General features: G+C 71.4%; 21 protein-coding genes. 10 read left to right on the top strand and 11 right to left on the bottom strand.

Features of this window, described 5'->3' with window-relative positions:
* Positions 1-2: 2 nt before the first annotated feature.
* Both ACZ7DY_RS16520 and ACZ7DY_RS16525 read right to left on the bottom strand, forming a co-directional pair.
* A complete protein-coding gene (locus ACZ7DY_RS16520; RefSeq protein WP_471135523.1) occupies positions 3-527 on the bottom strand; it encodes a GNAT family N-acetyltransferase in 525 nt (174 codons plus the stop codon).
* A gap of 109 nt (positions 528-636) precedes the next feature.
* The gene (locus ACZ7DY_RS16525) at positions 637-2,409 is read right to left on the bottom strand and encodes a coagulation factor 5/8 type domain-containing protein (protein WP_471135526.1); all 1,773 of its coding nucleotides are present in this window, start codon (positions 2,407-2,409) and stop codon (positions 637-639) included.
* 428 nt (positions 2,410-2,837) lie between these two features.
* Here ACZ7DY_RS16525 and ACZ7DY_RS16530 point away from each other — a divergent pair, with 428 nt between their 5' ends.
* The 4 genes from ACZ7DY_RS16530 (at position 2,838) to ACZ7DY_RS16545 (ending at position 9,495) form a co-directional block, all read left to right on the top strand.
* Positions 2,838-3,950, top strand: a complete 1,113-nt coding sequence (locus tag ACZ7DY_RS16530; RefSeq protein ID WP_471135528.1) for a DUF1996 domain-containing protein — start codon at positions 2,838-2,840, stop codon at positions 3,948-3,950.
* A 163-nt stretch (positions 3,951-4,113) separates the two neighbouring features.
* Positions 4,114-5,871 (top strand): discoidin domain-containing protein, encoded by a 1,758-nt coding sequence (locus tag ACZ7DY_RS16535; RefSeq protein WP_471135530.1) that lies wholly within the window; start codon positions 4,114-4,116, stop codon positions 5,869-5,871.
* A gap of 50 nt (positions 5,872-5,921) precedes the next feature.
* Entirely contained in the window at positions 5,922-8,360 is a 2,439-nt protein-coding gene (locus ACZ7DY_RS16540; protein WP_471135533.1) for a glycoside hydrolase family 3 C-terminal domain-containing protein, read from the top strand.
* Between the two features lie 64 nt (positions 8,361-8,424).
* Positions 8,425-9,495: a LacI family DNA-binding transcriptional regulator gene (locus ACZ7DY_RS16545; RefSeq protein ID WP_471135535.1), complete on the top strand. Its 1,071-nt coding sequence runs from the start codon at positions 8,425-8,427 to the stop codon at positions 9,493-9,495.
* 221 nt (positions 9,496-9,716) lie between these two features.
* On the opposite strand, the gene ACZ7DY_RS16550 is transcribed toward ACZ7DY_RS16545, so the two are convergent.
* From ACZ7DY_RS16550 to ACZ7DY_RS16560, 3 genes are all read right to left on the bottom strand, one after another.
* Complete coding sequence (locus ACZ7DY_RS16550) at positions 9,717-10,721, bottom strand: YdcF family protein (RefSeq protein ID WP_471136683.1); 1,005 nt, start codon at positions 10,719-10,721, stop codon at positions 9,717-9,719.
* A 54-nt stretch (positions 10,722-10,775) separates the two neighbouring features.
* Positions 10,776-11,348, bottom strand: coding sequence for a dihydrofolate reductase family protein (locus ACZ7DY_RS16555; protein ID WP_471135537.1), 573 nt, complete (start codon positions 11,346-11,348; stop codon positions 10,776-10,778).
* Positions 11,349-11,519: 171 nt separating this feature from the next.
* Entirely contained in the window at positions 11,520-11,666 is a 147-nt protein-coding gene (locus ACZ7DY_RS16560) for a hypothetical protein (protein ID WP_471135539.1), read from the bottom strand.
* A 160-nt stretch (positions 11,667-11,826) separates the two neighbouring features.
* Here ACZ7DY_RS16560 and ACZ7DY_RS16565 point away from each other — a divergent pair, with 160 nt between their 5' ends.
* The 4 genes from ACZ7DY_RS16565 (at position 11,827) to ACZ7DY_RS16580 (ending at position 15,283) form a co-directional block, all read left to right on the top strand.
* Positions 11,827-12,360, top strand: a complete 534-nt coding sequence (locus ACZ7DY_RS16565) for a DoxX family protein (RefSeq protein ID WP_471135542.1) — start codon at positions 11,827-11,829, stop codon at positions 12,358-12,360.
* 280 nt (positions 12,361-12,640) lie between these two features.
* Positions 12,641-13,468, top strand: a complete 828-nt coding sequence (locus tag ACZ7DY_RS16570; RefSeq protein WP_471135545.1) for a heparin lyase I family protein — start codon at positions 12,641-12,643, stop codon at positions 13,466-13,468.
* A 97-nt stretch (positions 13,469-13,565) separates the two neighbouring features.
* Positions 13,566-13,802, top strand: coding sequence for a hypothetical protein (locus ACZ7DY_RS16575; protein ID WP_471135548.1), 237 nt, complete (start codon positions 13,566-13,568; stop codon positions 13,800-13,802).
* An 89-nt stretch (positions 13,803-13,891) separates the two neighbouring features.
* Positions 13,892-15,283, top strand: a complete 1,392-nt coding sequence (locus tag ACZ7DY_RS16580) for a mycothione reductase (RefSeq protein WP_471135550.1) — start codon at positions 13,892-13,894, stop codon at positions 15,281-15,283.
* Positions 15,284-15,331: 48 nt separating this feature from the next.
* Here ACZ7DY_RS16580 and ACZ7DY_RS16585 read toward each other — a convergent pair whose 3' ends face one another.
* The 3 genes from ACZ7DY_RS16585 to ACZ7DY_RS16595 form a co-directional block, all read right to left on the bottom strand.
* Positions 15,332-16,219, bottom strand: a complete 888-nt coding sequence (locus ACZ7DY_RS16585) for a geranyl diphosphate 2-C-methyltransferase (RefSeq protein ID WP_471135552.1) — start codon at positions 16,217-16,219, stop codon at positions 15,332-15,334.
* Positions 16,220-16,235: 16 nt separating this feature from the next.
* Positions 16,236-17,630 (bottom strand): family 2 encapsulin nanocompartment cargo protein terpene cyclase, encoded by a 1,395-nt coding sequence (locus tag ACZ7DY_RS16590; protein ID WP_471135555.1) that lies wholly within the window; start codon positions 17,628-17,630, stop codon positions 16,236-16,238.
* A 104-nt stretch (positions 17,631-17,734) separates the two neighbouring features.
* Positions 17,735-19,153, bottom strand: a complete 1,419-nt coding sequence (locus ACZ7DY_RS16595) for a family 2B encapsulin nanocompartment shell protein (protein WP_471135557.1) — start codon at positions 19,151-19,153, stop codon at positions 17,735-17,737.
* Between the two features lie 432 nt (positions 19,154-19,585).
* Here ACZ7DY_RS16595 and ACZ7DY_RS16600 point away from each other — a divergent pair, with 432 nt between their 5' ends.
* Positions 19,586-20,959, top strand: coding sequence for an FAD-dependent oxidoreductase (locus ACZ7DY_RS16600; protein WP_471135560.1), 1,374 nt, complete (start codon positions 19,586-19,588; stop codon positions 20,957-20,959).
* A 9-nt stretch (positions 20,960-20,968) separates the two neighbouring features.
* Here the strand turns inward: ACZ7DY_RS16600 and ACZ7DY_RS16605 are convergent, their stop codons facing one another.
* Together ACZ7DY_RS16605 and ACZ7DY_RS16610 are read right to left on the bottom strand one after the other, a co-directional pair.
* Complete coding sequence (locus ACZ7DY_RS16605) at positions 20,969-21,598, bottom strand: alpha-ketoglutarate-dependent dioxygenase AlkB (RefSeq protein WP_471135562.1); 630 nt, start codon at positions 21,596-21,598, stop codon at positions 20,969-20,971.
* A 170-nt stretch (positions 21,599-21,768) separates the two neighbouring features.
* Positions 21,769-22,035, bottom strand: coding sequence for a GlsB/YeaQ/YmgE family stress response membrane protein (locus tag ACZ7DY_RS16610; protein ID WP_471135564.1), 267 nt, complete (start codon positions 22,033-22,035; stop codon positions 21,769-21,771).
* Positions 22,036-22,272: 237 nt separating this feature from the next.
* Between ACZ7DY_RS16610 and ACZ7DY_RS16615 the strand changes: the two genes are divergently transcribed.
* Positions 22,273-24,318 (top strand): SpoIIE family protein phosphatase, encoded by a 2,046-nt coding sequence (locus tag ACZ7DY_RS16615; protein ID WP_471135567.1) that lies wholly within the window; start codon positions 22,273-22,275, stop codon positions 24,316-24,318.
* A gap of 97 nt (positions 24,319-24,415) precedes the next feature.
* On the opposite strand, the gene ACZ7DY_RS16620 is transcribed toward ACZ7DY_RS16615, so the two are convergent.
* Positions 24,416-25,939, bottom strand: a complete 1,524-nt coding sequence (locus ACZ7DY_RS16620) for a catalase (RefSeq protein ID WP_471135570.1) — start codon at positions 25,937-25,939, stop codon at positions 24,416-24,418.
* Positions 25,940-26,065: the final 126 nt, after the last annotated feature.

Consider the following 26,065-nt stretch of genomic DNA (forward strand, 5'->3'; position numbering starts at 1 on the left):
GCTCAGTCGAGGATGACCTCGCGGCGCAGGATGCTGTAGAGCACCATGTCGTGGAAGGCGCCGTTGCGGAACTGGGCGCCCCTCATGACACCTTCCCGGGTGAACCCGGCCTTCTCCAGGGCCCGTTGCTCGGCGAAGTTCTCGACGTGGGTATGTGCGTCGACGCGGTTCACCTGGGTGTGCGCGAAGAGGTACCGGGCCAGCAGGATCTGGGCCTGGGTGCCGACGCCCCGGCCGCGCGCCTCGGGCCGCAGCGCGATGCCGATGTTCCAGGCGTGGTTCAGCGGTCCGAGGGGGACCTTGCGCCAGGAGACGCAGCCGAGGAACTCGTCGCCCCGCGCGACCACGAGGACGCCCGTCTCCGCGCCCAGCAGGCCGTTCTCCTCCCACGCCCGCCGCTTGGCGGCCGGACCGGAGAAGCCGAACCAGTCGAACCCCGAACCGGATTCGGGGACGGTGTGATGCAGCGCGTGCATGCGCGCCAAGTCGTCTTCCGCCACGGGCCGCAGGTGTACGTCTTCGATCACGCTCCGAGTAAACGCACCGGCTCCCGCTCCCGCTACAGCCCTCCACCGTGATCCACATCACGAGAGGGCGGCCCGGCCACTGGCCGGGCCGCTGGGGTGGGCGGGCGCGTCACGGATAGGAGACCACCGTGGACGGCACGGTCGAGGTGCCCGACGTCGCGGCACCGGTGTCGTTGATGACGTGCTCGTACTGGCCCTTGCCGCCGAGCGAGATGACCAGCAGGTCGTGGAACTTCACGCCGGGGGTCCTCGGCGCGGCGAAACCGTGGTCCTGCCGGATCGACGGATCGGACGTGTAGTTGCAGTAGCTGCCCATGCCCCAGCCCTCGTGGGACGTCACGGAGCTCTCGACCTTGTACGCCGCGAACCCCTTCACGCTGCCGTCCTGGACGGCGGCCTGGTTGGGGGCGTCGTACGCCTTCTCGTTCTGGAAGAAGATCGTGCGCCCGCGCTGCCCGAACCACTGCACGTCGTACTTGTTGAAGTGCTCCACGAACAGCCCCGTCGCCAGGACGTCGTCCCCGTAGACCCGCACTCCGTAGTCGGCGCGGTTGGTCTCCCAGCCGACCCCGGCACCGTGGTCGGCGCGCCACACCCAGGTGTGGTCGATGATGGTGTGACGGCTGTTGACCTCCATGCTGACCGTGGCCTTGCCGGCCCCGGCGCCGCCGATCCTGATGAAGACGTCCTGCACGGTGATCGGGTTGGCCGCGTGGTCCCTCGCCGAACCCCGGGGGCCGACCTGCAGCAGTACGGGGGAGTTGACCGGGCCCGCGTCGAGAAGGAACCCGGCGAGGCGCACCCCGTCCACATCGGCGACCTTCATCGCGGCGGTGCCGTTGTCGGGCACCAGCGTGGCGTAGCCGAGGCCGAGCACGACCGTGTTGGCGCGGTTGACCTCGATGGCCCGGTCGAGGTGGTAGATGCCCGGGGTCAGCAGGAGGTGGAGCCCCTGGGCGAGGGCCGCGTTGATCGTGGCGGCGCTGACGCCGGGCCTGGCGACGTAGAACTGGGTGAGTGGCAGGGACGTCCCGCGCGGAGTGCCGTTGCCCCAGGTCGTGCCGCGCGCGTCGGTCCGCTTCTCGGGCAGGAACACCCGGTAGTCGGCGCCGTCCAGGTAGAGGAACGGCTTCTCGCGTGAGACCGGGGTGGTCTGCAGGGTGGTGTACGGCGGGTTCGGGAAGCTCTGGCCCGGCGCGCCCTCGACGCCGGAGAACACCATGTTCCAGACGGCGTTGACCCAGCCGCCCACCGAACTGTCCCGGGTGTACCACTGCTGCTGCGAGTAGGGTCCCACGCTGCCGTCGATCCGGCTGTCGGCGATGTAGCCGCCGCTGGCCCACCCGTAGCCGTTGGGGGCGAGGTTGAGGCCGCCTCTGACGTGCATGCGGCGGAAGGGGGCCGCCTGCGCGACGGCCCACCGGTTGGTGCCGTTGACCGGGGTGAGCGCGAGGTTCTCCGCCGAACGCCAGAAGTTCTGCGTCGCGTTGCCGTTGAACCAGCCGGCGTCGACCGTCACGTCGCCGTTGATCGCCGTGTCGTCGGGGGAGAGGCCGAGGCCCGCTATCGAGGTGTAGAAGCCGAGTTGGGCGTTGAGGCCGTTGTACGTGCCGGGCTTGAACAGCAGCGCGTAGCGCCCGTTGCCGAACTGGGCGCTCTCCTGCTGCCTGAAGATCTCGTCGAGTCTGGCCTGGATGCCGGGGGTGGACGGGGTGAAGACGATGACGTTGGGCCCGAGGTCGCCGCCGCCGGCCAGCGGGGCGGCGGGGGTCTGCGCCGCGGCCGGGGTGGCCAGGGGAGCCAGGCTCGCGGTGGCGGCCGTCGCGGCGATGGCGCCGAGAACGGTGCGGCGTGTGGGGGAGGTCGACGAGGAGGTCGGCATGGGGCTCTCCTGTTTCAGGAAGTGAACGATCAGGGGCCGTGGGAGCGCTCTCTTGACCGGGAATAGTTCATCCGCGTGAGGGGCGAGTCAAGAGGTTGCGCTTCCGTTACGCGGGTTCTTGCTGTTGAAGCGTCAAAAAGTGTGTGTACGACCGGGGTTGGGTCGGTGCGCACCGGCCGCCGCGCCGTCCTTCGGGGTCGAGGCGGCGCCGGGCGCGGGTGCCGTGAAGCGTTCACTTTCTATTGACACGCTCATGCTGCCACCGCAACACTCCGGAAACGGGAGAGCGCTCTCCCAAGGTTCTCCCACGGTTCTCCCACCGGGAACCCCCGGTCTCGCGGCCGGCGTCCGGGCGGCGCGCTCGCACCCCGGCGCCCCCCCGCCCCCCCCTCTCCCCCCATTCCGTACTGACGTGGCAGGAGGTCTCCATGGCACGGAGATCGAAGATCGTCTCAGGGTTACTGATGTCCGGCGCACTCCTGGTGACCTCGCTGGGGGTGGGTGGCATGGCGCTGGGCGCCGATACCGCCGCACCGGCGCGGGCGAGCACGTCCGCCGAAGGAGCGGCGCGCGCACCGGACCACGCACACCGGGGCCACACCATGGCGGCGTCCACCGTCGCCTCCGCGGAGGACCGCGACGGTGACGGATTCATCGCGGCGAAGTCGCCGGTCACCGGCGTCCGGTCCGCGGCACAGGAACCGCCCCACCGCTACTTCCACGAGTTCCAGGCCAACTGCTCGGTCACGCACACCAGGCCGGACGACCCGATCGTCTACCCGGGCCAGCCCGGCAAGTCCCACGACCACACCTTCATGGGCAACACGACGACCGACGCCCAGAGCACCACCGACTCCCTGAAGCGGGGCAACACCGCCTGCAAGGCGCCCGGCGACAAGTCCGCGTACTGGATGCCCACCCTGTTCAAGGGCACCGAGCCGGTGCTGCCGGTGGGCCCGCAGGTCATCTACTACAAGGCGGGTGTCACCGACTACACCAGCGTGCGTCCGTTCCCCGAGGGGCTGCGTTACGTGGTCGGCAGCCCCCTGCAGACGGCGGAGCAGTTCCGCGGCCACCCCGGCTTCGTGGAGGGCTGGGAGTGCGGCGAGAGCTACTTCAACGTGGACATTCCCAAGAACTGCCCGACCACGGCGTCCACCCAGCTCAACATCCGCTTCCAGGCGCCCAGTTGCTGGGACGGCGTCCATCTGGACGCGCCGGACCACCAGAGCCACATGTCGTACCCGGTGGTGCGGCCCGGTACGAACGACAACATCTGCCCGGCGTCCCACCCGGTGGCGGTGCCGATGATCGAGTTCAAGATGGCGTTCCCCGTCAACGGTGACCTCTCACAGGTGAGACTGGCCAGCGGGGCGGGCCACTCGTTCCACTACGACTTCTTCAACGCGTGGGATCCCGCGACGCTCAAGGCCCTGGTCGACCACTGCGTCGTCGGCGGCCTGCAGTGCAACGCGCGCGGCTACGACGAGACGCATCCGGAGGCCGGTGCCGCGCTCGACGAGAACTACGAACTGCCGTGACCGGCCCCACCACCTGAAGTCCCGCACCCGCCTCCTCTGAGTCCCGGTACCCGCTGCACCTGAACCCCGGCACCGGGACTCGTGCTCCGGGGGCGGCCAGGCCCCCCGGGCCGCCCCCGGCTCCGGCTCCACCCCTCCACCCCACCTCCGCCAGGAGACCCGCATGCCCACAGCCCGCTCCTCCCGACCGGCAAGCCGCAGCCTGACCGTGCCGCTCACCGTCGCCCTGTGCGCCACCGGCTGCCTCACACTCCCCGCCCAGCAGGCCGCCGCCGCGGGCAACGTCGTCAAGGTGACCGGATCCCAGGGCAACTGGCAGCTGTCCGTGAACGGTTCCCCGTACCAGATCAAGGGCCTGACCTGGGGGCCGAACGTCGCCGACGCCGGCAAGTACATGCCCGACCTCAGATCCATGGGCGTCAACACCATCCGCACCTGGGGCACCGACGCCTCCAGCAAGCCCCTGTTCGACTCGGCCGCGGCCAACGGCATCAAGGTGATCGCCGGGTTCTGGCTGCAGCCCGGCGGCGGCCCGGGCAGCGGCGGCTGCGTCAACTACCTGACCGACACCGCGTACAAGAACCAGATGCTCGAAGAGTTCCCCAAGTGGGTGCAGACCTACAAGGACCACGCGGGCGTCCTGATGTGGAACGTCGGCAACGAGTCGGTGCTCGGCCTGCAGAACTGCTACACCGGGACCGAGCTGGAACGCCAGCGCGACGCCTACACCACCTTCGTCGACGAGGTCGCCAAGAAGATCCACTCCGTCGACCCCGACCACCCCGTCACCTCGACCGACGCATGGACAGGCGCCTGGCCCTACTACAAGAAGAACGCCCCGGACCTCGACCTGTACGCCGTCAACTCGTACAACGCCGTGTGCGACATCAAGTCCACCTGGGAACAGGGTGGTTACACGAAGCCGTACATCGTCACCGAGACAGGACCAGCGGGGGAGTGGGAGGTCCCCGACGACGCCAACGGAGTCACCGAGGAGCCCACCGACCGGGCCAAGGCCGACGGCTACACCAAGGCATGGAACTGCGTCACCGGCCACAGGGGCGTCGCCCTCGGCGCCACGATGTTCCACTACGGCACCGAGTACGACTTCGGCGGCATCTGGTTCAACCTGCTGCCCGCCGGCCAGAAGCGCCTCTCGTACTACGCCGTGAAGAAGGCGTACGGCGCGGACACCTCACACGACAACAGCCCGCCCGTCATCTCCGAGATGAGCGTCGAAGGGGACGCGGCCAAGGTCCCCGCGGGCGGCACCCTCACCCTCGCCACGAAGACGACCGACCCCGACGGGGACGCGCTCTCCTACGAGGTCCTCGGCAGCAGCATGTACATCGACAAGGACAAGAACCTGATCCCGCTGCGCTTCAGCGACGCGGGCTCCGGACGGCTCAAGGTCACCGCACCCGACAGGACCGGCGTCTGGAAGATCTACGTCAAGGTCACCGACGGCAAGGGCAACGTGGGCGTCGAAACGCGCTCCGTGCGCGTGGTGCCCCCACCCGTCGGCGGCACGAACATCGCCCTCGGCAAGACCGCCACCGCCTCCTCCTACCAGACCGGCGGAGGCGACTGCCCCTGCACACCCGCGGGCGCCGTGGACGGCAGGGCCACCACCCGGTGGGCCAGCGACTGGAGCGACCCCCAGTGGCTCCGCGTCGACCTCGGCTCCCGCCAGGCGTTCACCCACGTCCAGCTCAACTGGGAGACCTCGTACGCCAAGGCCTACACGATCCAGACCTCCGACGACGGACAGAACTGGCGGACCGTCCACGAGGTCCGCGACGGCAACGGCGGCATCGACGACTTCGACGTCAGCGGCGCCGGCCGCTTCGTCCGCGTCAACGGCACCGTGCGCGGCACCGGATACGGCTACTCGCTCTACGAGTTCGGCGTCTACCGCTGAGACCACGCGCATCAGTGGCCACAACGCCGGGGAGGACAGGGACCGTGCCGATGACCGACGAGGAACTGCTGCGGCTCGCCCACAAGTTGAGCCCCGAGCAGAAGGTGCGCCTGCTCACCGGCGCGACGACGTGGCGCACCCACGCCGAACCGGCCGTCGGCCTCCGGGAGATGGTCACATCGGACGGCCCCGCGGGCATCCGGGGTGAGGCCTGGGACGAGCGGGTGACGTCGGCGCTGCTGCCGTCGGCGTCCGCGCTCGCGGCGATGTGGGACGACGGACTCGCCGAGGAGCTGGGCGGACTCCTGGCGCGGGAGGCACGGCGCAAGGGCGTGCACGTCGTGCTCGCCCCCACCCTGAACCTGCACCGCTCACCCCTGGCCGGACGGCACTTCGAATGCCTCTCCGAGGACCCGGAGCTCGCGGGCCGCACGGCGGCCGCGCTGATCAGGGGCATCCAGTCCCACGGCGTCGCCGCCACCGCCAAGCATTACGTGGCCAACGACTCCGAGGACGGCCGCATGACGGTGGATGTCCGGGTGTCCGGGCGGACGCTCCGCGAGGTGTACCTCGCCCCCTTCGAGGCGGCGGTGCGCGCCGGGGTGTGGGTGGTGATGGCCGGCTACAACGGCGTCAACGGCACCACCATGACGGCGAGCCCCCTCCTGACGCGGCCCCTCAAGGACGACTGGGGTTTCGACGGCGTCGTCGTCTCGGACTGGGGCGCGGCACGCGCCACCGCCGACACCGCGGCCGCCGCCCTCGACCTGGTCATGCCCGGCCCCGGCAGCCCGTGGGAGGCGGCACTGGCCGAGGCCGTCCGCGCGGGCCGGGTGACGCGGGCGGCCATCGACGACAAGGTGGTACGGGTGTTGCGGCTCGCCCACCGCGTGGGCGCCCTCGACCCCGACCTGGCCGCGCCCCCGCCACCCACGACGCCGCCCCCGCCCACCCGCGCGCTGCTGCGCCGCGCCGCGGCGGCCGGGACGGTGCTCCTGAGCAACGACGGTCTCCTGCCTCTGACGGAGTCGGCACCGGGCACGATCGCGGTGATCGGCACACACGCCGTACGGCCCCAGGCGCAGGGCGGCGGCAGCGCGGGCGTGTACCCGGAGCGGTTGATCACGCCGCTGGAGGGCATTCGCGGCCGGGTGGACGGCCGCACGCGAGTCGTCCATGTCCCGGGCCCCTCCACCGGCGCCCCACCGCCGCCGCTGGACACCGAGCACTGCGTCGACCCGCGCACGGGCGCCCCCGGCGTCCTCCTGCGGGTGCTCGACCGCGAAGGGCGCGAGCTCCACGCCGAACACCGCACCACGGGCCGCCTGTTGGAGCCACCGCTCGTGCCGGGCGCGCACACGGTGGAGGTCCGGGCCGTCCTCACCCCGGCAATCGCGGGCGAATGGACCTTCGGCGTGGGCGGGTTCGGCCGGATGACGCTGACCGTCGGCGGAGCGGCCCTGGTGGACGGCGAGTTCCCGTGCCGGACCGACGACCCGGCCGTCGTCCACGTCGCGCCGCCCTGCCGGTACGGGAAAACCGTGCTCGGCGCCGGCGAACCGGTGCTCGTGGTGGCGCGACGGCAGCTTGCCCCGGGCACCGGACGCGCCACGCTCGTGACCGCCGCGTCCCCCGACCCCGACCCGCGCGAAGCGCTCGCCGAAGCCGTCGAAGCGGCACGGCGGGCCGATGTGGCGGTCGTCGTGGTGGGAACCACCGAGGGCGGGGAGGCGGAGGGCAGCGACCGCGGCTCGCTCCGCCTCCCCGGCCACCAGGACGCACTGGTCACCGCCGTCACCGCCGCCAGCCCGCGGACCGTGGTGGTGGTCAACGTCGGCGCCCCGGTGGAAATGCTCTGGCGGGACGCGGCCGCCGCCGTGCTGCTCACCTGGTTCCCCGGCCAGGAGGCGGGCACCGCGCTCGCCGACGTCCTCTTCGGGCACACCGAACCCGGCGGGCGTCTCCCGACCACCTGGGGAGCCCGGCTCCATGACGCCCCGGTCAGCGGCACCCGCCCCGAGCACGACGTCGTGACGTACCGCGAGGGACCGCACATCGGGCACCGCGGATGGCTGCGCGCGGGCCGCTCGCCCGCCCACTGGTTCGGCCACGGACTCGGCTACACCACCTGGGATTACGTGCGGGCCGATGTCCCGTACGCGGTCGCGGCGGGCGACGACTTCCGGGTGCGGGTCCGGCTGCGCAACATCGGGGACCGTCCGGGCCGTGAGGTGGTCCAGGTCTATCTGGCCCGGCCCGCGTCCGCCGTGGAACGCCCGGTGCGCTGGCTCGCGGGATACGCGGCGGTGCGGGCTGCGCCCGGCGAGACGGTGACCGCCGTGGTCCGCGTACCCGGCCGTGCCCTGCGGCACTGGTCGACGCGGACCGGCTCCTGGAAGGTCGAACCGGGCCGGTTCACCGTCCTCGTGGGACGCTCCGCAGGCGACCTGCCGCTCACCGCCGCACTGGAGGTGCGGGAAGAGCGGTGACCAGGCGCCCCGCACCGGGAGAGCGCTCTATCTCCTTGCCGCGAGGGGAAGTTACAGTGCACGCATGGAGAGACGGTCGCCGACGCTCGAGGACGTGGCACGCGAGGCGGGGGTCTCCCGGGCGACGGTGTCACGAGTGATCAACGGCGTGCGCAACGTCGACCCGGCGCTGCGTGACGTGGTGCGCGCGGCGATCGACCGCACCGGCTACGCCCCCAACCGGGCGGCGCGCTCCCTGGTCACCCGGCGCACGGAGACCATCGCCCTCGTCATCTCGGGCGCGGGCGAGGAGGGCGACGCCCCGCACCACGGCGGGACACCCGACGACGCTCCGCGGGACGAGTTCGCCGCCCGCGTCTTCGCGGACCCCTTCTTCGGACGCGTGGTCAGCGGAGTGGTCGGCTTCCTGCGGCCGCGCTCGATGCACCCGGTCCTGATGGTCGCCGAGAGCGCGGCGGCCAGGAACCAGGTGACCGGCTTCCTCCGGCAGGGCAGCGCCGACGGCGCCCTCGTGGTCTCCACGCACGCCCAGGACCCGCTGCCGTCGATGCTTGTCGCCGAAGGTCTGCACGCCGTGTGCTTCGCACGGCCCGCCCTCCCCGTACCGATCAGTTACGTGGATCTGGCGCACCGCGAAGGGGGACGGCTGGCCGCGGAACACCTCCTGGCACGCGGCCGGCGCAGGCTGGCGAGCGTCACAGGGCCCCTTGACCTGCCGGCGGGCCAGGAGCGGCTCGCCGGGTTCCGGGAGGCGTTGGAGCGCGCGGGAACGGCGTACGTGCCGGTCGCCGAGGGTGGCTTCACCCGCGAGAGCGGAGCCGACGCGATGGCCGGACTGCTGGACGGACACCCCGATCTCGACGGGGTGTTCGTCGCCAACGACCTGATGGCGCAAGGCGTCTGCGAGCTGCTGCGTGAGCGGGGCAGGAGCGTGCCGCGCGACGTGGCGGTGGTCGGCTTCGACGACTCCAGCGTGGCCGTCACCTGCCGACCGCCGCTGACCACCGTGCGCCAGCCGGTGGAGAAGATGACGGCGGCCATGGCGGAACTGCTCCAGGAACACGTGCAGGGCACCCGCACGGAACCGACCTCGCTGATCTTCGAGCCGGAGCTGGTGGTGCGGGACTCGGCCTGACAGGCCCCGGCAGGCCCGGCCCGCCCGGCCGCGCGAGATCCGCCGCCATGGATCCGTGTAACGGCCTTGGCCCTGGGCAGGCGCCCCAGTGCAGGGGTGACAGCCTGCCGGGGCCGCTGAGAATGGTCAGTGGGCGGCCCCTCCTCCGAGCTGAGCGGCCGCGCCTTCGTGGGACAGGGACGCGGCCGCTCACGTTCTCCGGGGGGACGGGCGGCCGGCGCTCAGCGCGTCGCCCAGGCCAGCACGCCACAGAGGACGAACAGCAGGCACATCGCGAGGTTCGTCCGCTTGTAGGCGACCAGGACGGCGGCGAACTCCCGGATCGTCGCGTTGGGCCAGAAGTACGCGGCCGTCGGCGAACCCACCACCTGGCCCCGGACCCCGAGCCGCCGTGCCGTGAGCGCCGCACGGAAGGCGTGGTAGTTGTTGGTGACGATGACGCACCGGTAGCCGGGATCGTCCTTCTCCATGATCGCCTTGCTGAACCGCAGGTTCTCCTCGGTCGTCGTCGACCGGTCCTCCCGCTCGATCAGCTCGCCGGGAAAACCGCGCTCGGTGAGATAGTCGGCCATGGCGTGGGACTCCGGCAGCTCCTCGTCGGGCCCCTGCCCGCCCGATGCGATGAGCACCGGAGCGCCGCCGCGCCTGCTGAGCAGCGCGTGCACCTCCTGCGCGCGTGACAGGCGACTGGCGAGCAGCGGAGGGACCGTGGACCCGCCGATGAGCCCGGAGCCGAGGACGACCACATAACCGGCCTTGCGCCGGATGCGCAGCCGCCCGTAGAGGAACGCGTAGACGACGAAGCTCAGGAACAGGAACGAGAGGTACCCGGCGAGACCGAGCGCCGCGACCCCCACGCCGACCAGTACGGGCGTGCGCACGACGGCCGCCGTGACCACCAGAGCCACGACGCCGACGACGCACACCGCGCCCATCAGGGAGAGCAGGTTCGAGGGGCTCCTGCCCTCCTTGCGCACCATCTGCAGGCCATTGAGGAAGAGCAGGCAGGTGAGCACGAGAATGCCCAGGGCCCCCAGGCCGAGCAGTACCGCGGCCACGACCCGCCCCGACGTGGAGCCGGCCGTGACCAGTTCGTACACCCAGGCCGCGAGCCCGCAGAGAGCGGCGAGCCCCAGCACCACAGCGTTCCCGAACCGGCGGCGCTCGCGCGCCACGCGTCCGCAGAAGACCAGAAAGAGCAGGGCCGCCGGGGCGTAGAGCACCATCCGCACAGGTCTCGGTTCCTCACTTCTTCATCACGGGCCCGGCACGGCGGGGCCTCAGCGGACGACGTCGAAGACGTTCTTCTGCAGGCCGTTGGCGTAGGCCTCGTGTTCGACGAGTCGCAGTTTCTGGGTGTCCTTGTCCGTGTCGCTGAACAGACGCTTGCCCGCCCCGAGCAGCAGAGGGAAGACGAGCAGGTGGTAGCGGTCGATCAGACCGGCGTCCGACAGGCTCCGGTTGAGGGCGGAGCTGCCGTGGACGATGATCGGACCGCCCTCGGTCTCCTTGAGCGCGGCGACGTCGTCGAGCGAGCGCAGGATCGTGGTCTCGCCCCAGTTGTCGACGAGTTCCTTCTCGTCGAGCGTCGTGGAGACGACGTACTTCGGCATCTCCTTGTACGTGGCGAAGTCCGCCATGCCGGGCCAGACCGGGCTGAACGCCTCGTAACTGGTCCGCCCCATCATCATCGCGGCGGCTTCCCGCTGCTCCCTGCCCTTGATCTCGAACGCCTCGGGGAGGAACTCGATGTCCTTGAACGTCCATCCGGAGTTCCGGTAGCCGGGCTCACCGCCGGGGGCCTCCACGACGCCGTCGAGTGAGACGAAGGCGGTGCTGATCAAGGTACGCATCTGGGTTCTCCCGGCTGTCTCAAGGTGCACGGCATGGCTGCCGCTGCTCCTCCGGTCGAACCTCCGACCGAAGATCACCAACTATCCCTGTAGACCGCCGGGCACGGAGAAACTCATCGATGTTCGTGCGCTCTCTTCCGCGGAGGCCCGATCAGCGTCGCGGGGTCCCGGTCAGCGCCGTCCGCGCAGGCGGGAGAGGAGCGAGCGGGCCTGCGCGCGCTTGCGCGGGTCGGCCGCGGCGCGGCGGACCGTGTCGACGGCCTGCCGGCCCTGCGGGGTGCGGCTGTACGCCTTGATGCGTGAGAACAGTCCGGCCATGAGGTCCTCCTGGGCTCTCACCGCCGTGGCGGCGGGTGTGGTGTCGTCCTGCTGCTCCCGTACCCCGAGCCGGTCCCGTGATGCAGCCGGACCTCCGGGCCCTCGCCGCGCCCGGCCCGAAACCGTGTCTGAGCGTGGGCTTTGTGGGCAGCCGAAGGACATGGCTGTTCTCAGGAAATTCGCACGTCCCATGCTCGCCTCCGTCTTCGTCACCGGAGGGCTGCGGACCTTCCGGGACCCGAAGCACGCGGCCCCCGCCGCCGAGGCTGTCGCGGCTCCCCTGGCCTCCCGGATCCCGTGGCTCACGGACGATCCCGAAAAGCTGGTCCGCGTCAACGGCGCGGTGCAGCTCGGCGCCGGCCTCATGCTGGCGACCGGACGCCTGCCGCGCGTGGCCGCCCTCGCGCTGGCCGGCTCGCTGGTGCCCACCACGCTGGCCGGGCACGCCTGGTGGAAGGAGAAGGACCCCGAGGAACGGGCCGCCCAGCGCACCCAGTTCATCAAGAACGTCTCGCTGTTCGGCGGTCTCCTGATCGCCGCGGCCGATACGCACGGCAAGCCCTCCGTCGCGTACCGCACCCGCTCGGCGGCGGTGAGCGGGCGGCGGACGGTCCGGCGCACCGGGCGCGACGCCGTGGGCGCCGTCCGCTCCATGTCCGGGCAGGCACAACAGGCCGTGACACGTCATCTGTGAGCGACCCCGACACGACCGACCGGCGCTCCGGCACCGGCTCCGGGCGGCGCGCCACCGGACCCCCGGGGACGCGCCGCCCGATGACGTGCCGGAGCCGAGAAGGGTGAGACACCGGAGAGGAGAGCGGAGGAAGGTGGCGCGGCCGGGCCGTGCGGGGTGAAGCGCTGGAGTTGTGAAGGGTTGCGACCCCTGTCGTGCAAGCGCTTGCTGCCTCCGCGAGCTGGTGACATTCTCGGCCACGGCCGATTTCCGTCACCCCCACACCCCGCAGGAGCCAGCCGTGAACCGGACCGGGAAGACTCTCCTCTCGGCAGGCGGCACCGTCGCCGCCGTCCTCGTGGCCTGGGCGGTCGCCGCCCCCGAGTCGATCGGCATCTCGGCCGCTCCCGCGAGCCGGCCGCACGCCGCCCCCGCCCGGGCCGACGCCGAGGCCCCCACCCACGACCGTACGAAGCGGAAGTCCCCGGCGGCCAAGAGCGTGCTGTGGGACGGGGACGCCTCCCACGGGCTCGGTGTCTTCGGGACCACGCTGTGCGAGGCGCCGGCGAGCGTCACCGTCGACAACTGGGGCGGCTCCCGCGGCGACATCTTCAAGTTCAACAAGCCCATCGGCGTCCCTCGTTGCGAGGCGCACAACGTGCGGACCGCGAACGGCGAGTACCCCTGGCGGAACGGCGCCACGTACTGGTTCGGCTGGGACTCGATGACGAAGACGGGCGACGCCCAGACCGTCTTCCAGTGGAAGTCCAACGGCACCAACGACCAGCACAGCCAGAACTACCCCGTGATCATGAAGGTGGAGGACGGGAAGCTGAAGGTCTGGTACGTCGCCCCGGGCGAGCAGTGGATACCCATAGGCTCCGCCGGGTGGTCCGCCGGCGCCTGGCACTCCATCCAGCTCGGCATCACCACCAGTTCGGGCAGCTCGGGAAAGCTCTGGGTATATCTGGACGGCCGGCAGATCGCCTCCCGCGCCGGCGCCCGGACCTGGGACGACCTGGGCAACAAGCCGCGGTGGGGCACGTACTGGGGCACCGACACCAGCACGGCGTCCATCAACTGGATCGACGGGCTCGCCCTCGGACAGTCCCGGGCGGACGTGGACTGACCGCGTGCCAGGGCCCGAGACGGGCTGATTCACGGCCCAACTCCGGGGCATCCGGCGGAGTATGACGACCCATGATGAACACGGCGGAACGCCCCCCATGGGGGAGATGGAGCGCGGCACCTCGCAGCGGCTCGAGGCGCGCCAGAAGATGTGGAACCAGGCGTGGACCGCCCTGTGCGTGCTGCTGGCCGTCTGGTCCCTGGTCTGGGGCATCGGTGCGGCCACCGGCGCGACCAACGCGTGGGTGTACTCGTTCGCCGGGCTCGTGCTGCTGGCGTGCGCACTGTGGGCGCGCCGCTCGGCGATCCGCAACAGCCCGCCGCGCCACCTGTAGTGACGGACCGCGCCGGGCCCCCTCACTCCCGTGGCCCAGAAGAGCCCGCCAAGAGGTGTGGCGCGGTCATACCTGGATACGCTCCGCATATGCGACACCATGATCTTCTCGTCCTCGGCGCGGGCACCGGCAACACGCTGATCGACGACCGCTTCTCGCACCTGGACGTCGCCGTCGTCGCCGAGGGCCCCTTCGGCGGCACCTGCCTCAACGCCGGCTGCATCCCCAGCAAGATGCTCGCGGTCACGGCCGAGGTGGCCGACTCCGTACGGGACGCCGGCCGGCACGACGTGCGGGCCACCCTGGAGGGGATCGCCTGGCCGGCCGTGCAGAAACGGGTCTTCGGACGGCTCGACGCCACAGCGCGCGACGGCGAGGAGGGCCGCCGCGCGTCGGACTTCGTGACCGTGTACCGAGGGCGCGCACGCTTCACCGGCGAGCGCGAACTCCTGGTCGAGACGGAGGACGGCCCCGTCACGGTCGGTGCGGACCGGATCGTCGTCGCGGCGGGCGGCCGGCCGGTGGTCCCGCCCCCGGTCGCCGAGTCCGGTCTGCCCTACGAGACCTCCGACACCGTGATGCGGCTGGAGAAGGTGCCCGAACGCATGGTGGTCCTCGGCGGCGGCTACATCGCCGCCGAACTGGCCCACGTCTTCCACGCGGCGGGGACCGCCGTCACCGTCGTGGAGAAGCAGGCGAGGCTCCTCTCCGAGCAGGACGAGTCCATCGCGTCGGCCTTCACCGATATCGTGGCCTCCGCCCACGAGCTGCACCTCGGCCGCGAGCTGGTCCGCGTGGAGGGCCGCCCCGGAGAGCTTCGGCTCACCCTGGACGACGACTCCGTACTGGAGGCGGACACGCTGCTCGTCGCCGTGGGGCGCGAACCCAACAGCGACCGGCTCGACCTGGACCGGGCCGGCATCGCCTGCGACGACAACGGCCTGATCGAGGTCGACGCCCAGCTGCGCACCCGCGCCCCCGGCGTCTGGGCGCTCGGCGACATCGTGCCCGAGCCCCCCTTGAAACACGTGGCCAACCGCGAGGGCGAGGTGGTGGCACACAACCTCCTGCACCCCGACGACCCGCGCTCGATGTCGTACGACGTGGTGCCCGCGGCCGTCTTCGCCCGTCCCCAGATCGCCCAGGTGGGGATCACCGAGCAGGAGGCGCGCGAGCAGGACCGTGCGTACGTGGTCGGCGAGTGCCGGTACGAGGAAGTGGCGTACGGCTGGTCCCTGGAGGACACCCAGGGATTCTGCAAGGTCCTGACCGACCCGGCCTCCGGCCTGCTGCTCGGCGCGCACGTGCTCGGGCCGCAGGCCGCCACGCTCATCCAGCCGCTCGTCCTCGCCATGACGTTCGGCCTGACGGCGCGGGAGCTGGCCGAACGCCCGCTGTGGATCCACCCGGCTCTCACCGAGGTGATCGACAACGCGCTCCGCGACGCGGACGGGAAGGCGCGCGGACACGGGGACGGGTGAGAGGCCCGGACCGTCGGGGACGGTCCGGGCCCGCCATCCCGCGGCCGATCAGACGCGGTCCGCCGCGATGAGCACGTACTGGAAGGACCCGTCCCGGTAGGAGTTGATGAACGCCTCCTCGATCCCCGTGACCAGTGACGACGTCGCCCGCAGTTCCCAGTAGGGCAGCGTGTCGGGCGTGAGGTCGACGACGGCCTGCGGCACGAGACGGTTGTCGGCCATGGCGCGCAGATACTCCCGGCGCGAGTGGATGTTGCACTCGAAGTGCGCGTTGATCTGCGAGACCCACTTCGAGGGCTGGCCGTACCGCGGGTTCCAGCAGCCGGTGATGGTCACGTAACGCCCGCCGACCCGCAGGATGCGGGAGTGCTCGGCGAAGAGGTCGTGCAGGTCGACGTACATGCTCGACTCGTTGTTCCACGACGCGGCGGCCCGCCCGGTCTCGAAGGGCATGGCGAGCATGTTGCAGACGCGGGCGCGGACGTGGTCCTGGATCCGCAGTTCCTTGGCGCGCCCGTTGGCGAAGTCGGCCTGCTTCGCCGAGAGGGTGACGCCCTCGACCGTGCAGCCGAAGCGCTGGTGCGCCATCACCATCGAGCCGCCGCGCCCGCAGCCCGCGTCCACCAGGGTGTCGTCGCGTCCGATGTCACCGAGGTGCCCTAGGAGGAAGTCGGCCTGCGCCGACTCCAGCCGGTGCAACTCGGCGATCAGCTTCTTCTCGCCCTCGCTGTCGCCGGGCTCGCCGAGCGCGGACCGGTCGACCTCACCGATGCCGTAATGGTGGTGGTAGAGACCGTCGACGTCGCCGAGACGCAGGTTCACGGGGCGGGCCTCGCCGTCCCAGTAGCGGGCGATGTCCCCCTGGTAGGGCGTCGAGGGGCCGGGGATGCGCAGCGGGGTGCCGGTGACGGGTGCGGTGAGTTCGGTGCTGGTCACAGGTGATTCCATTCTCTTACCAGAAGTCGGGCAGGGTGTAGCGGTAGGTATTGGTCCGGTGCCAGTGGTGGTTGCCGTCCACCCAAGCGGCCACGCCCCGCAGGAAGCGCTGGACGGTCGGTACGGGGCAGGCGGCGGCCAGGGCCGCGGCCTCGGTCTCGAAGTCGTGCATGAGGTCGTTGTGGACGTCGACCGACTTCAGGTAGGCCTCCCGGTCGGAGAGGCCCTCGCGTTCGGCGATCACGACGGGCAGGTTCAGGTGCCGCCCGGGAGCGTCGAGTTCCTTCGTGTACGAGTACAGGTCGTTCACGATCGTCGTCGCGTTGCCCGCGAGCGCGATGACCCTCTGCATGGCGGGCTGCGCGTGCAGGTCCGCGGGGAGTTCGTAGCCGCCGACGGTGTCCGTGATGGTGGGGCAGGGGCGGAAGTTGTTGAACTGGCGCATCGCCAGGTACTCCCACACTTCGGGGACGTGGTCCAGCTGGGCCCAGGCCGCTTCGGCGAGGTACCCCATGTGCAGCCGGGCCATGTCGTGCCGGAAACGGTCGGCCTGGGAGGCGCCGGCCGCCTCGACGAAGTACTCCATGGCCGAGCGGTAGGCGCGCCGGGGCGCGTCCGCGTGGAGAGACTTCGCCCACTGCGGCTGGTACTCCCGGGTGGTGTGGAGGGGGTCGAGGGCGGTGTGCGCGAGCAGCAGCCGTTCGCCGAGCCCGACGGGGGAGCCGCCGTGGTCCTCGCAGTAGCAGTCGTCCACCGCGTTCTCGGCCACCATCAGCCGGGTGGCGATCATCAGGTGGTCGATGGTGGGGGCGTCGGGATGGCAGCCCACCATGTACCGCCCCACGGAGAAGCCGTCGAACTCCTCCTCCCAGTCGTCGGGATAGAGGCTGACCTCGTCCAGGGCCCAGGCCTTGATCCGGCGGCTGACCTCCTCGACGCGCACCGGGTCGGGCTCCGGCACGGGATGGAAGTAGAGGCCGGGGATCGGGGTGCCGTCCGCCGGGGCCGCCGCTGCCGCCGCCTGCGCGGGTGACGGCACTTCCTCGCGCGGGACCAGGTGCAGGCCCGCTGTGCCCAGCCCGCTCGGGCCGCGCAGCACCTGCTCCAGGCCGGTGCGCGGCGCGGGTACTTCTGCCGCGGGGGCGGCGGGAGCAACGGGGGCGGGTGCGGCCGTGGGGGAGGGGAGGGCGGTGAGGACGGGCGGGCCGGCCAGGGCGGCCGGGCGAGGAGCGGGCGGGTCGGGCGGGGTCGGGGCAGGGGGATCGGGCAGGGCGGTCGTGGCGGGCGGGCCGCCGGTCACGGCCGTGATGTCGCAGGCGCGGGTCGCGGCGTCCGCGAGGACGTGCGCCCCGAAGTGTGCGGCGGCCTCCGGCGGGCTCGGCCGGGGAGGTGTCGGCTCAGGCGCGGGCATCCATGGCTCCTTGCGGGGGTGGTCGGTTCTCCGGGGGCCTCCTGGGCAGGCGCGGCCCGCCCCGGAGGGCCGGGGAGGTCGCTGCCTGCGCACGGGCCGGCCCGCTACCTGGGCCAGCGGGCGATCTGCACGTTCTCCAGGACGCCGACCGCGTCCGGCACGAGGATGGCCGCCGAGTAGTAGGTGCTGACGAGATAGGAGGTGATCGCCTGTTCGTTGAGGCCCATGAAGCGGACCGAGAGACCCGGTTCGTACTCGTCCGGCAGACCGGTCTGGTGCAGCCCGATGACGCCCTGGTTCTCCTCGCCCGTACGCATGACCAGGATCGAGCTGGTCTTCTCCTCGGTGATGGGGATCTTGTTGCAGGGCAGGATGGGGACGCCGCGCCAGGCGGGGACCTGCTGGCCGCCGAGGTCGACGTGGTCCGGGTAGAGCCCGCGGGCGTTGAACTCGCGTCCGATGGCCGCGATGGTCCTGGGGTGGGCGAGGAAGAACTTTGATCCGCGGCGGCGGCAGAGCAGTTCGTCCATGTCGTCCGGGGTGGGCGGGCCGGAGTGGGTCTGGATGCGCTGCTTGAAGTCGGCGTTGTGGAGCAGGCCGAACTCCCGGTTGTTGATCAGCTCGTGCTCCTGGCGCTCGCGCAACGCCTCGATGGTGAGCCGCAGTTGCTCCTTGGTCTGGTTCATCGGGCCGTTGTAGAGGTCGGCGACCCTCGTGTGGACCCGCAGGATGGTCTGCGCGACCGAGAGTTCGTACTCGCGCGGTTTCGACTCGTAGTCGACGAAGGCGCCCGGCAGCTCCTGTTCGCCGGTGTGGCCGGCCGACATCGCGATCTCCGCCTCGCCGCGGTGGTTCTGCCGGCGTCCCGCGCGCGACCTGAACTCCTCGATGTGCTCCCGCAGGCCGGGGGAATTGGACAGGACGGACGCGAAGTCGGAGCGGGAGAGGGTGAGCAGGGTTCCGGAGGTCTCGGCGGTCGCGGTCTGTTCCCAGCGGGCGTCCTCGTCAAGGAGGGCGTCGTCCCCGAACCGGTCGCCGTCCGCGAGCACGTCGAGCGCGACCTCGTCGCCGTACCTGCCGACGGTGGTCTGCCCGATGCGGCCGTGGGCGATCAGGTGGAGCTGGTCCGCGGGCGCCCCGCGTTCGACCAGTGTCTCGCCGGCGCGGAAGTCGCGCTGGACGCACCGGTCGGCGAGGGCGTTGAGCACCTCCACGTCGTCGAAGCCGCGCAGCAGCGCCAGTTCGCCGAGTTCCCGCGGGATCACCCGGACGTCGGCGCCGTCCTGGATGAAGTCCACGCGCCCGTCGCCGACGGTGAAACTCAGCCGGCGGTTGACGCGGTAGGCGCCGCCCTTCGTCTCCACCCAGGGGAGCATCCGCAGCAGCCACCGAGAGGTGATCTCCTGCATCTGCGGGGCGGACTTGGTGGTGGTGGCGAGGTTGCGGGCGGCCGCCGTGCCCAGGGCGGACTGCCGGCGCGTCTCTGTCTCCGGCTGGGCCTCCGGGCTGGTGTCAACGGTCATAGGGCGGGCTCTCCTTGGTCAGGGCAGTGGCGCGCCCATGCGGGCGCAACCGGGCAACAGGAGGGAAAAGGGGTAGAGGAACGGGAATCCGTCCAGATCCAGGGGAACACTAGGGGCCGAACCGCCCCCTTGGCCCAGGAAAGTCGGCGACATTAACTCGATACGATGATCGCGGCCGTGCGATGTTTGCCCGGATACCGGCAGGATTCAGCCGTGCTTCGCAGGGGCCCTCGGCGGCGCCCGAGCCGGTCCGGGGCGCCCGCACGCTGCCCATGCCTGCCGCATGTGCCGCGGTGGATCACCCCGCGCGCCGTCCGAATCACGACAGAGTGGGAATGGCCCTGGGTAGGAGTGCGGTCACACTGCGGTGGGCATCCCGGTGGCCACGGGCCCGGGAAGCGGAGCGCACAGCCGAGAGGAACGGGACCTGCCATGGCCGACCACCAGCAGAGCGCGTCATCCGGCACCGGTTGGCGGCGGGCCGTCGTCGTCGGGGGCGGATACGCCGGACTCGTGACCGCACGCGTCCTGAGCGACCACTTCGCCGAGGTGCTCGTCCTCGAACACGACCCGGTGGACACGGAGACCGGTGTCCACCCGCACGTACCGCAGGGCTACCACGCGCACGCGATGCTCGCCCGGGGCGGCCGGGCCCTGGAGAACCTCTTCCCGGGGCTGCGGGCGGAGCTCGCGGACCTCGGCGCGCCCGTCTTCGACTACGGGGAGCGGATCAGCTTCCTGCTGCCGACCGGCTACGCGCCGTCGGCCCGGGTCGGCGTTCCCGTGCAGACCTTCACCCGCGACGAGCTCGAACGGCGCCTGCGCCGACGGGTGTCGGCCCTTCCGGCGGTGCGGCTGCTCGCGGGCACCCGCTGCGAGACGGTGACCGCCGGCGCCCCGGGCCGCCTGGACCGCGTCCGCTACCGCGGCCAGGACGCCGACGAGCCGGTCGAGGTCACCGCCGATCTGGTCGTCGACGCCTCCGGCCGCTCCACCTCCGTCGACCGCTGGCTCTCCGACGCGCGGCTGCCGGTCTCCGCCAAGACCGTCATCAAGGCGAAGATCACCTACACCTCGGCGTGCTACGAACGACCGCCCGGGGACCAGCAGGACTTCGACGTCGCGTACCAGATGGCCTTCGCGCCCGATGTGCCGCGCGGCGGGGTGGTGCTGGCCGTGGAGCACCACCGCTGGATGTGCTCACTGCTCGGCGTCGACGAGCACGTCCCGCCCACCGACGACGCGGGGTACCTCGACTTCGCCCACAGTCTCGGCAACCCCCGCCTCGCCGAGCAGATCAAGCGCGGCACCCGGCAGGGGCAGATCCACCGCTACACCAACCCCGGCAACGAATGGCGGCTGCACCACAAGAACCCCCGCTGGCCCGAACGGCTGGTCGCCGTCGGCGACTCGCTCTGCGTGTTCAACCCCGTGTACGGACAGGGGCTGACGGTCGCCGCGCTCGAAGCGGAGCTCCTCGGCCGCCTGCTGCGCGCCGGCCGGGCCAGGGCGTCGGGGCTCGACGGCCTCAGCCGCGCCTACCAGCGCGCCGCGGCCCGGATCATCCAGGTGCCCTGGACCCTGGCCACCAGCTCGGACCTGATGTGGTCGCCCGCCGGGCAGCCCCTGCCTGCGCGCTTCGCCCACTGGTACAACCAGCACGTCTTCGCGCTGGCCGTGCACGACCCGGACGTGTGGGCGCGGTTCGTGCGGGTGCTGAACATGGCGGCCCCGCCGTCGCTGCTGTTCCGTCCCGCCGTGCTCGGCAAGGTGGTGCGGCGGGCGCTCGGGCGCCGCGCGGAGTGAGAAGGCCGGTCACCGCACCCCGTGCGGCCGGAACTGGACGCTGATGCGTCCGCCGGTGGCCCGGGCCGATTTGGGGATCGCGTGCTCCCAGGTGCGCTGGCAGGAACCGCCCATCACGATCAGGTCGCCGTGTCCGAGCGGGCGCCGGACGGTCTCGCCGCCGCGGCGCGGCCGGAGCAGCAGGTCGCGGGGTGCCCCCACCGAGACGATGGCGACCATGGTGTTCTCGCGGGCGCCCCGGCCTATGCGGTCGCCGTGCCAGGCCACGCTGTCGCGCCCGTCGCGGTAGTGGCACAGACCCGCCGTCGTGAAGGGCTCGCCCAGCTCCTCGGCGTAGTGCACGGAGAGCGCCTGCCGGGCCTCGGTGAGCACGGGGTGGGGGAGCGGGTCGCCGGAGCCGTAGAAGGCGAGCAGCCGCGGCACGTCCACGACCCGCTCGTACATCTGCCGGCGCTCCGCCTTCCAGGGCACCTCGGCGGCGAGCTGTTCGAACAGCAGGTCGGCGCCCTGGAGCCAGCCCGGCAGGAGGTCCACCCACGCCCCGTCGCCGAGGACCGTCCTGCGCAGGCCGTCCAGCGGGCCGAGGCGCACGTCGTCGCCCTGGTCGAAGAGCGATCCCTGGAGCTGGTGCGTGGACATGCGGCCAGTGTACGCCCGACTCGAACACGTGAGCTAATTCGGCACGTGAGGTGATTCGGTCCGGAGGCCCGTCGGCGGGACCGTGCACGCGAAAGCGCCCGCCCGGTGCCGACGGCGGAGGAGAAGACCTCCGGGCCGTCGACACCGGGCGGGCGCCGCACCGCGTCGGGTCAGTGCGTCCGCTTGCCGGTGACCAGGCGGTAGATGAGCAGCACGATCACCGAGCCGATGACGGCGGCGATCCAGGTCGACAGGTGGAAGAACCCGTTGATCGAGTGAACTCCGAAGATCACCTTGCCCAGCCAGCCGCCGAGCAGCCCTCCCACGATGCCGATGAGCATCGTCACCAGGCAGCCGCCGGGGTCCTTGCCGGGGGTGAGGGCCTTGGCGATGGCTCCCGCGATGAGACCGATCAGGATCCAGGCGATGATGCCCACGAGTACGTTCCTTTCCCTTGCGTACATGACGGCACTTGAGCTGCCGTCCGACACCGTGACGAATGTCCGGTCCCCGGGGTCTTACACAAGGACCAAGGTCATGGATCACGGGGACGAAAGTCTGTTCCCGGCAGCGTCCGCGGGCGGGCCCGCAGTCACATCGTCACCCGATCCGCCCGGCCGCGCGCGTCGGGCGGCTGGAGCTTATGGTGGCGAAGCGGCATACCGGAGACAGCCATGACGTCAGCCAAGAAGCCACCCCTCGACCTGGAACAGTGCCTGCTCCTGACCGGCGTGGGCTGCTTCGACTGGGATCTGCGGAGCGGCGAGCTCAGCCTCGGCCCCGGGGCGCTCGACCTGCTCGACCTGCTGCCCGGCGAGTTCGACGGCCAGGTCGGCTCCCTCCAGGGGCGACTGCCCCCCGAGGAGGCCGTCCGCATCAACTACGCGGTCACCCAGGCCATCACCACGGGCGAGGACCACTACGGCGTGTACTTCCGGGTCCGCCGCCGCGACGGCTCACTGGGCCTCGGCCACGCCCGCGGACGCATCCTGCGCGACGAACACGCCCGGGCCGTACGCGTCGTCGGCATCCTGCGGACGGCCGCCAACGACGGGGTGGAACTCTCGGCCACCGACACCAGGGAAGAGCGCCGCCAGGGCATCGCCCTGATGGTGCAGGGCACGACGGAGGCCCTCTCGCGGGCCGTCACCGTCGACGACGTGGTGGCCGTGCTCTCCGGCGCAAGCGGCCTCGACCGGTTCGCCGCGGACGGGCTGGTCCTCGGACTCGTCGAGGGCGAGAACCTCAAGCTGATCGCCCTGGTGGGCCAGTCGATGCAGGCCCTCGACGAACTCAAGCTCTACAAGGTAGACGAGTCGCTGCCGCTCGCCGAGGCCGTCATGACCCGCCAGCCCCGCTTCGTCGGGTCGCTCCCCGGCCTCGCCCGCCGCTTCACCCGGCTCAGGCCCTACATCGAGAGCATGAAACTCGACTCGGCTGCATTCCTGCCACTGGTAGCCCAGGACCGGGCCATCGGCGGACTCGCGCTCTTCTACCGGGGCCGCAGGGAGTTCAGCGACGCCGACCGCAACCTCTGCATCGGTCTCGCCGGCATCGTCGCCCAGTCCCTGCAGCGCGCCATGCTGTTCGACGAGGAGCGCGACCTCGCCAAGAGCCTCCAGGCCACCATGCTGCCCCGGGGGATCCCCGAGGTCCCCGACACCGAGGTCGCCGTGCGCTACCACGCCGCCTGGGGCGGCCGTGACGTCGGCGGGGACTTCTACGACGTCATCACGCTGCCCCGCGGCCGCATCGGCGTCGTCGTCGGCGACGTACAGGGACACGACACGCACGCCGCGGCCATCATGGGGCAGCTCCGCATCGCCCTGCGCGCCTTCGCCGGCGAGGGCCACCCGCCCGCGACGGTGCTCTCCCGCACCTCCCGGTTCCTGGCCGAGCTGGACACCGAGCGGTTCGCCACCTGCACCTACGCCCAGTTCGACCCCACGACGGGCATCGTGCGCGCCGTCCGGGCCGGACACCTGCCGCCCCTCGTGCGCCACGGGGACGGCAGGGTCGGCGTGCCGCGCGTCCCCGGCGGGCTGCCCCTCGGTCTGGCCACGGAGTTCGGCATGGAGGACTACCCGGAGGTGCGCATCGACCTGGTGCCGGGCGAGACGATGGTGCTCTGCACCGACGGCCTCGTGGAGGACGCCGGACTCGACCTCGACACCGGGATGCGCAACCTCGCCGACGTGCTGCGGGTCGGCCCCGAGAAGGCGGAGGACCTGGCGGACCACCTCTCGCACGCCCTCTGGGAGAGGTGGGGCACCGGAGACGACGTGGCGCTCCTCGTCCTGCGCCGGCTGCCCGACCCCGGCACCCTCCAGGAGCCCCGCGTCCACCGTTACGTCCACCAGGCCGACCCCGAGGGGCTCGCCGACGCACGCGCGGCGCTGCGCGAACACCTCGCGTCCTGGGGGCTCGGGGAGGTCGCCGACGACGTGGAACTGGCGGCGGGCGAACTCCTCGTCAACGCCCTCGTCCACACCGAAGGAGGCGCCATCCTCACCCTGGAGGTGCTCACCGGGCCGCCGCGCCGCGTGCGTCTCTGGGTGAAGGACCGCTCCAGCGCCCGGCCCCGCAGGAGGTCCCCCGCGGAGACCGCCACGTCGGGACGCGGGATGCTCCTGGTGGAGGCGGTCGCATCGGACTGGGGCGTCGAGCCGCGGGGCGAGGGCAAGGCCGTCTGGTGCGACTTCGCGCTGCCGGACGCCTGACCGCCGTCACCGCGCCCCACGCACGCGTCCGCCGCTGTCCCACGGACAGCGGCGGACGCGGACGGCCCGGCCGCGAACCGGCCGGCTCAGGGGCAGGTCAGGCCTTGTCCTGCATGCTGCTCCTGGCCGGGTTGGCCTGCTGGGCGGCCTTCGGGTCCTTCTCGTGCGCCTTGGCGCGCACGCCCTGCTCGATGCGCTCGCCGACCGACTTGTCGATCTTCTTCCAGTACTCGAAGGCCCGCTGGAGCACCGGCTCGGTCACGCCGTTGAGCAGGTGCCCCACGACGTTGTCGACGAGGCGGTCGCGCGCCGCGTCGTCGAAGACCTCGCGCACCATGGTGCCCGGCTGGCCCCAGTCGTCGTCCTCGGCGTGGTCGACGTAGGCGGCCCGGGTGATGTGGCCGTCCGCGTACCAGCTGGGCGGCGTCCCGTACCGCGCCGTGTCGGCCGCGGGACCGCCCTTGGAGTTCGGCGCGTAGACGGGATCCGTCACCTTCCGGTACGCCATCGCCCCGTCCTTGGAGTACGAGTTGACCGGCACGATGGGGGCGTTGACCGGCAGCTGCTGGTAGTTGCCGCCGATGCGGTGGCGGTGGGCGTCGGCGTACGAGAACAGCCGGGCCAGCAGCATGCGGTCGGGGCTGGGACCGATGCCCGGGACAAGGTTGTTCGGCTGGAAGGCCGCCTGCTCGATCTCGGCATGGTTGTCCGTGGGGTTGCGGTCCAGGGTCATCCGGCCGACCTCGATCAGCGGGTAGTCGCCGTGCGGCCACACCTTGGTCAGGTCGAACGGGTTGAAGCGGTAGGTGGCCGCGTCGTCGTACGGCATGACCTGCACGTACAGCGTCCAGCTGGGGTAGTCGCCGTCCCGGATGTGCTCGAAGAGGTCCCGGGTGTGGTAGTCCGTGTCGGCGGCGGCCATCTGGTCGGCCTCGTGCTGCGTGAAGCACTCGACGCCCTGGTCGGTCTTGAAGTGGTACTTCACCCAGAACCGCTCGCCCTGGGCGTTGATCCACATGTACGTGTGCGAGGTGTAGCCGTTCATGTGGCGCCAGGTGCGCGGGATGCCGCGGTCGCCCATCAGCCAGGTGACCTGGTGGGCGGATTCGGGCGAGAGCGTCCAGAAGTCCCACTGCATGTCGTGGTCGCGGAGGTTGTTGTCCGCGCGGCGCTTCTGGGACCGGATGAAGTGCTGGAATTTCATCGGGTCCTTCACGAAGAAGACCGGGGTGTTGTTCCCCACCATGTCGTAGTTGCCCTCGGTGGTGTAGAACTTCACCGCGAATCCGCGCGGGTCGCGCCAGGTGTCCGGGCTCCCGCGCTCACCGGCGACGGTGGAGAACCGGGCCACAAGCTCGGTGCGGGTACCCGGCTGGAACAGGGCGGCCTTGGTGTAGGCACTGACGTCCGAGGTGACCTCGAAGTGCCCGAAGGCGCCGCTGCCCTTGGCGTGCGGCTGGCGTTCGGGGATCCGCTCCCGGTTGAACTGCGCCATCTGCTCGATCAGATACGAGTCCTGCAGGAGGATCGGGCCACCGGCGCCCACGGTGAGCGAGTGTTCGTCGCTCTCGACCGGCACGCCGGCATCAGTGGTGGTCGCCTTGCCTGTGACGTCGTTCATGGGCTGCGTATGCCTTTCGCTGGATGGGTCACGTGCGCCACAAGGGTTCGGTCCTGCCGCTATGGAGGGCCGAGCGAGGAGCTGTTCTCTCGGGCCCGGCGAATGTGGCTGCGTACTGGCATGAGC

The organism is Streptomyces sp. NPDC037013 (assembly GCF_055607265.1).

Bases quoted from the DNA above. Each gene is read 5' to 3' on its own strand.
- ACZ7DY_RS16525 (WP_471135526.1), bottom strand. From the start codon at position 2,409: ATGCCGACCTCCTCGTCGACCTCCCCCACACGCCGCACCGTTCTCGGC.
- ACZ7DY_RS16530 (WP_471135528.1), top strand. From the start codon at position 2,838: ATGGCACGGAGATCGAAGATCGTCTCAGGGTTACTGATGTCCGGCGCA.
- ACZ7DY_RS16535 (WP_471135530.1), top strand. From the start codon at position 4,114: ATGCCCACAGCCCGCTCCTCCCGACCGGCAAGCCGCAGCCTGACCGTG.
- ACZ7DY_RS16540 (WP_471135533.1), top strand. From the start codon at position 5,922: ATGACCGACGAGGAACTGCTGCGGCTCGCCCACAAGTTGAGCCCCGAG.
- ACZ7DY_RS16545 (WP_471135535.1), top strand. From the start codon at position 8,425: ATGGAGAGACGGTCGCCGACGCTCGAGGACGTGGCACGCGAGGCGGGG.
- ACZ7DY_RS16550 (WP_471136683.1), bottom strand. From the start codon at position 10,721: ATGGTGCTCTACGCCCCGGCGGCCCTGCTCTTTCTGGTCTTCTGCGGA.
- ACZ7DY_RS16555 (WP_471135537.1), bottom strand. From the start codon at position 11,348: ATGCGTACCTTGATCAGCACCGCCTTCGTCTCACTCGACGGCGTCGTG.
- ACZ7DY_RS16560 (WP_471135539.1), bottom strand. From the start codon at position 11,666: ATGGCCGGACTGTTCTCACGCATCAAGGCGTACAGCCGCACCCCGCAG.
- ACZ7DY_RS16565 (WP_471135542.1), top strand. From the start codon at position 11,827: ATGGCTGTTCTCAGGAAATTCGCACGTCCCATGCTCGCCTCCGTCTTC.
- ACZ7DY_RS16575 (WP_471135548.1), top strand. From the start codon at position 13,566: ATGGGGGAGATGGAGCGCGGCACCTCGCAGCGGCTCGAGGCGCGCCAG.
- ACZ7DY_RS16580 (WP_471135550.1), top strand. From the start codon at position 13,892: ATGCGACACCATGATCTTCTCGTCCTCGGCGCGGGCACCGGCAACACG.
- ACZ7DY_RS16590 (WP_471135555.1), bottom strand. From the start codon at position 17,630: ATGCCCGCGCCTGAGCCGACACCTCCCCGGCCGAGCCCGCCGGAGGCC.
- ACZ7DY_RS16595 (WP_471135557.1), bottom strand. From the start codon at position 19,153: ATGACCGTTGACACCAGCCCGGAGGCCCAGCCGGAGACAGAGACGCGC.
- ACZ7DY_RS16600 (WP_471135560.1), top strand. From the start codon at position 19,586: ATGGCCGACCACCAGCAGAGCGCGTCATCCGGCACCGGTTGGCGGCGG.
- ACZ7DY_RS16605 (WP_471135562.1), bottom strand. From the start codon at position 21,598: ATGTCCACGCACCAGCTCCAGGGATCGCTCTTCGACCAGGGCGACGAC.
- ACZ7DY_RS16615 (WP_471135567.1), top strand. From the start codon at position 22,273: ATGACGTCAGCCAAGAAGCCACCCCTCGACCTGGAACAGTGCCTGCTC.
- ACZ7DY_RS16620 (WP_471135570.1), bottom strand. From the start codon at position 25,939: ATGAACGACGTCACAGGCAAGGCGACCACCACTGATGCCGGCGTGCCG.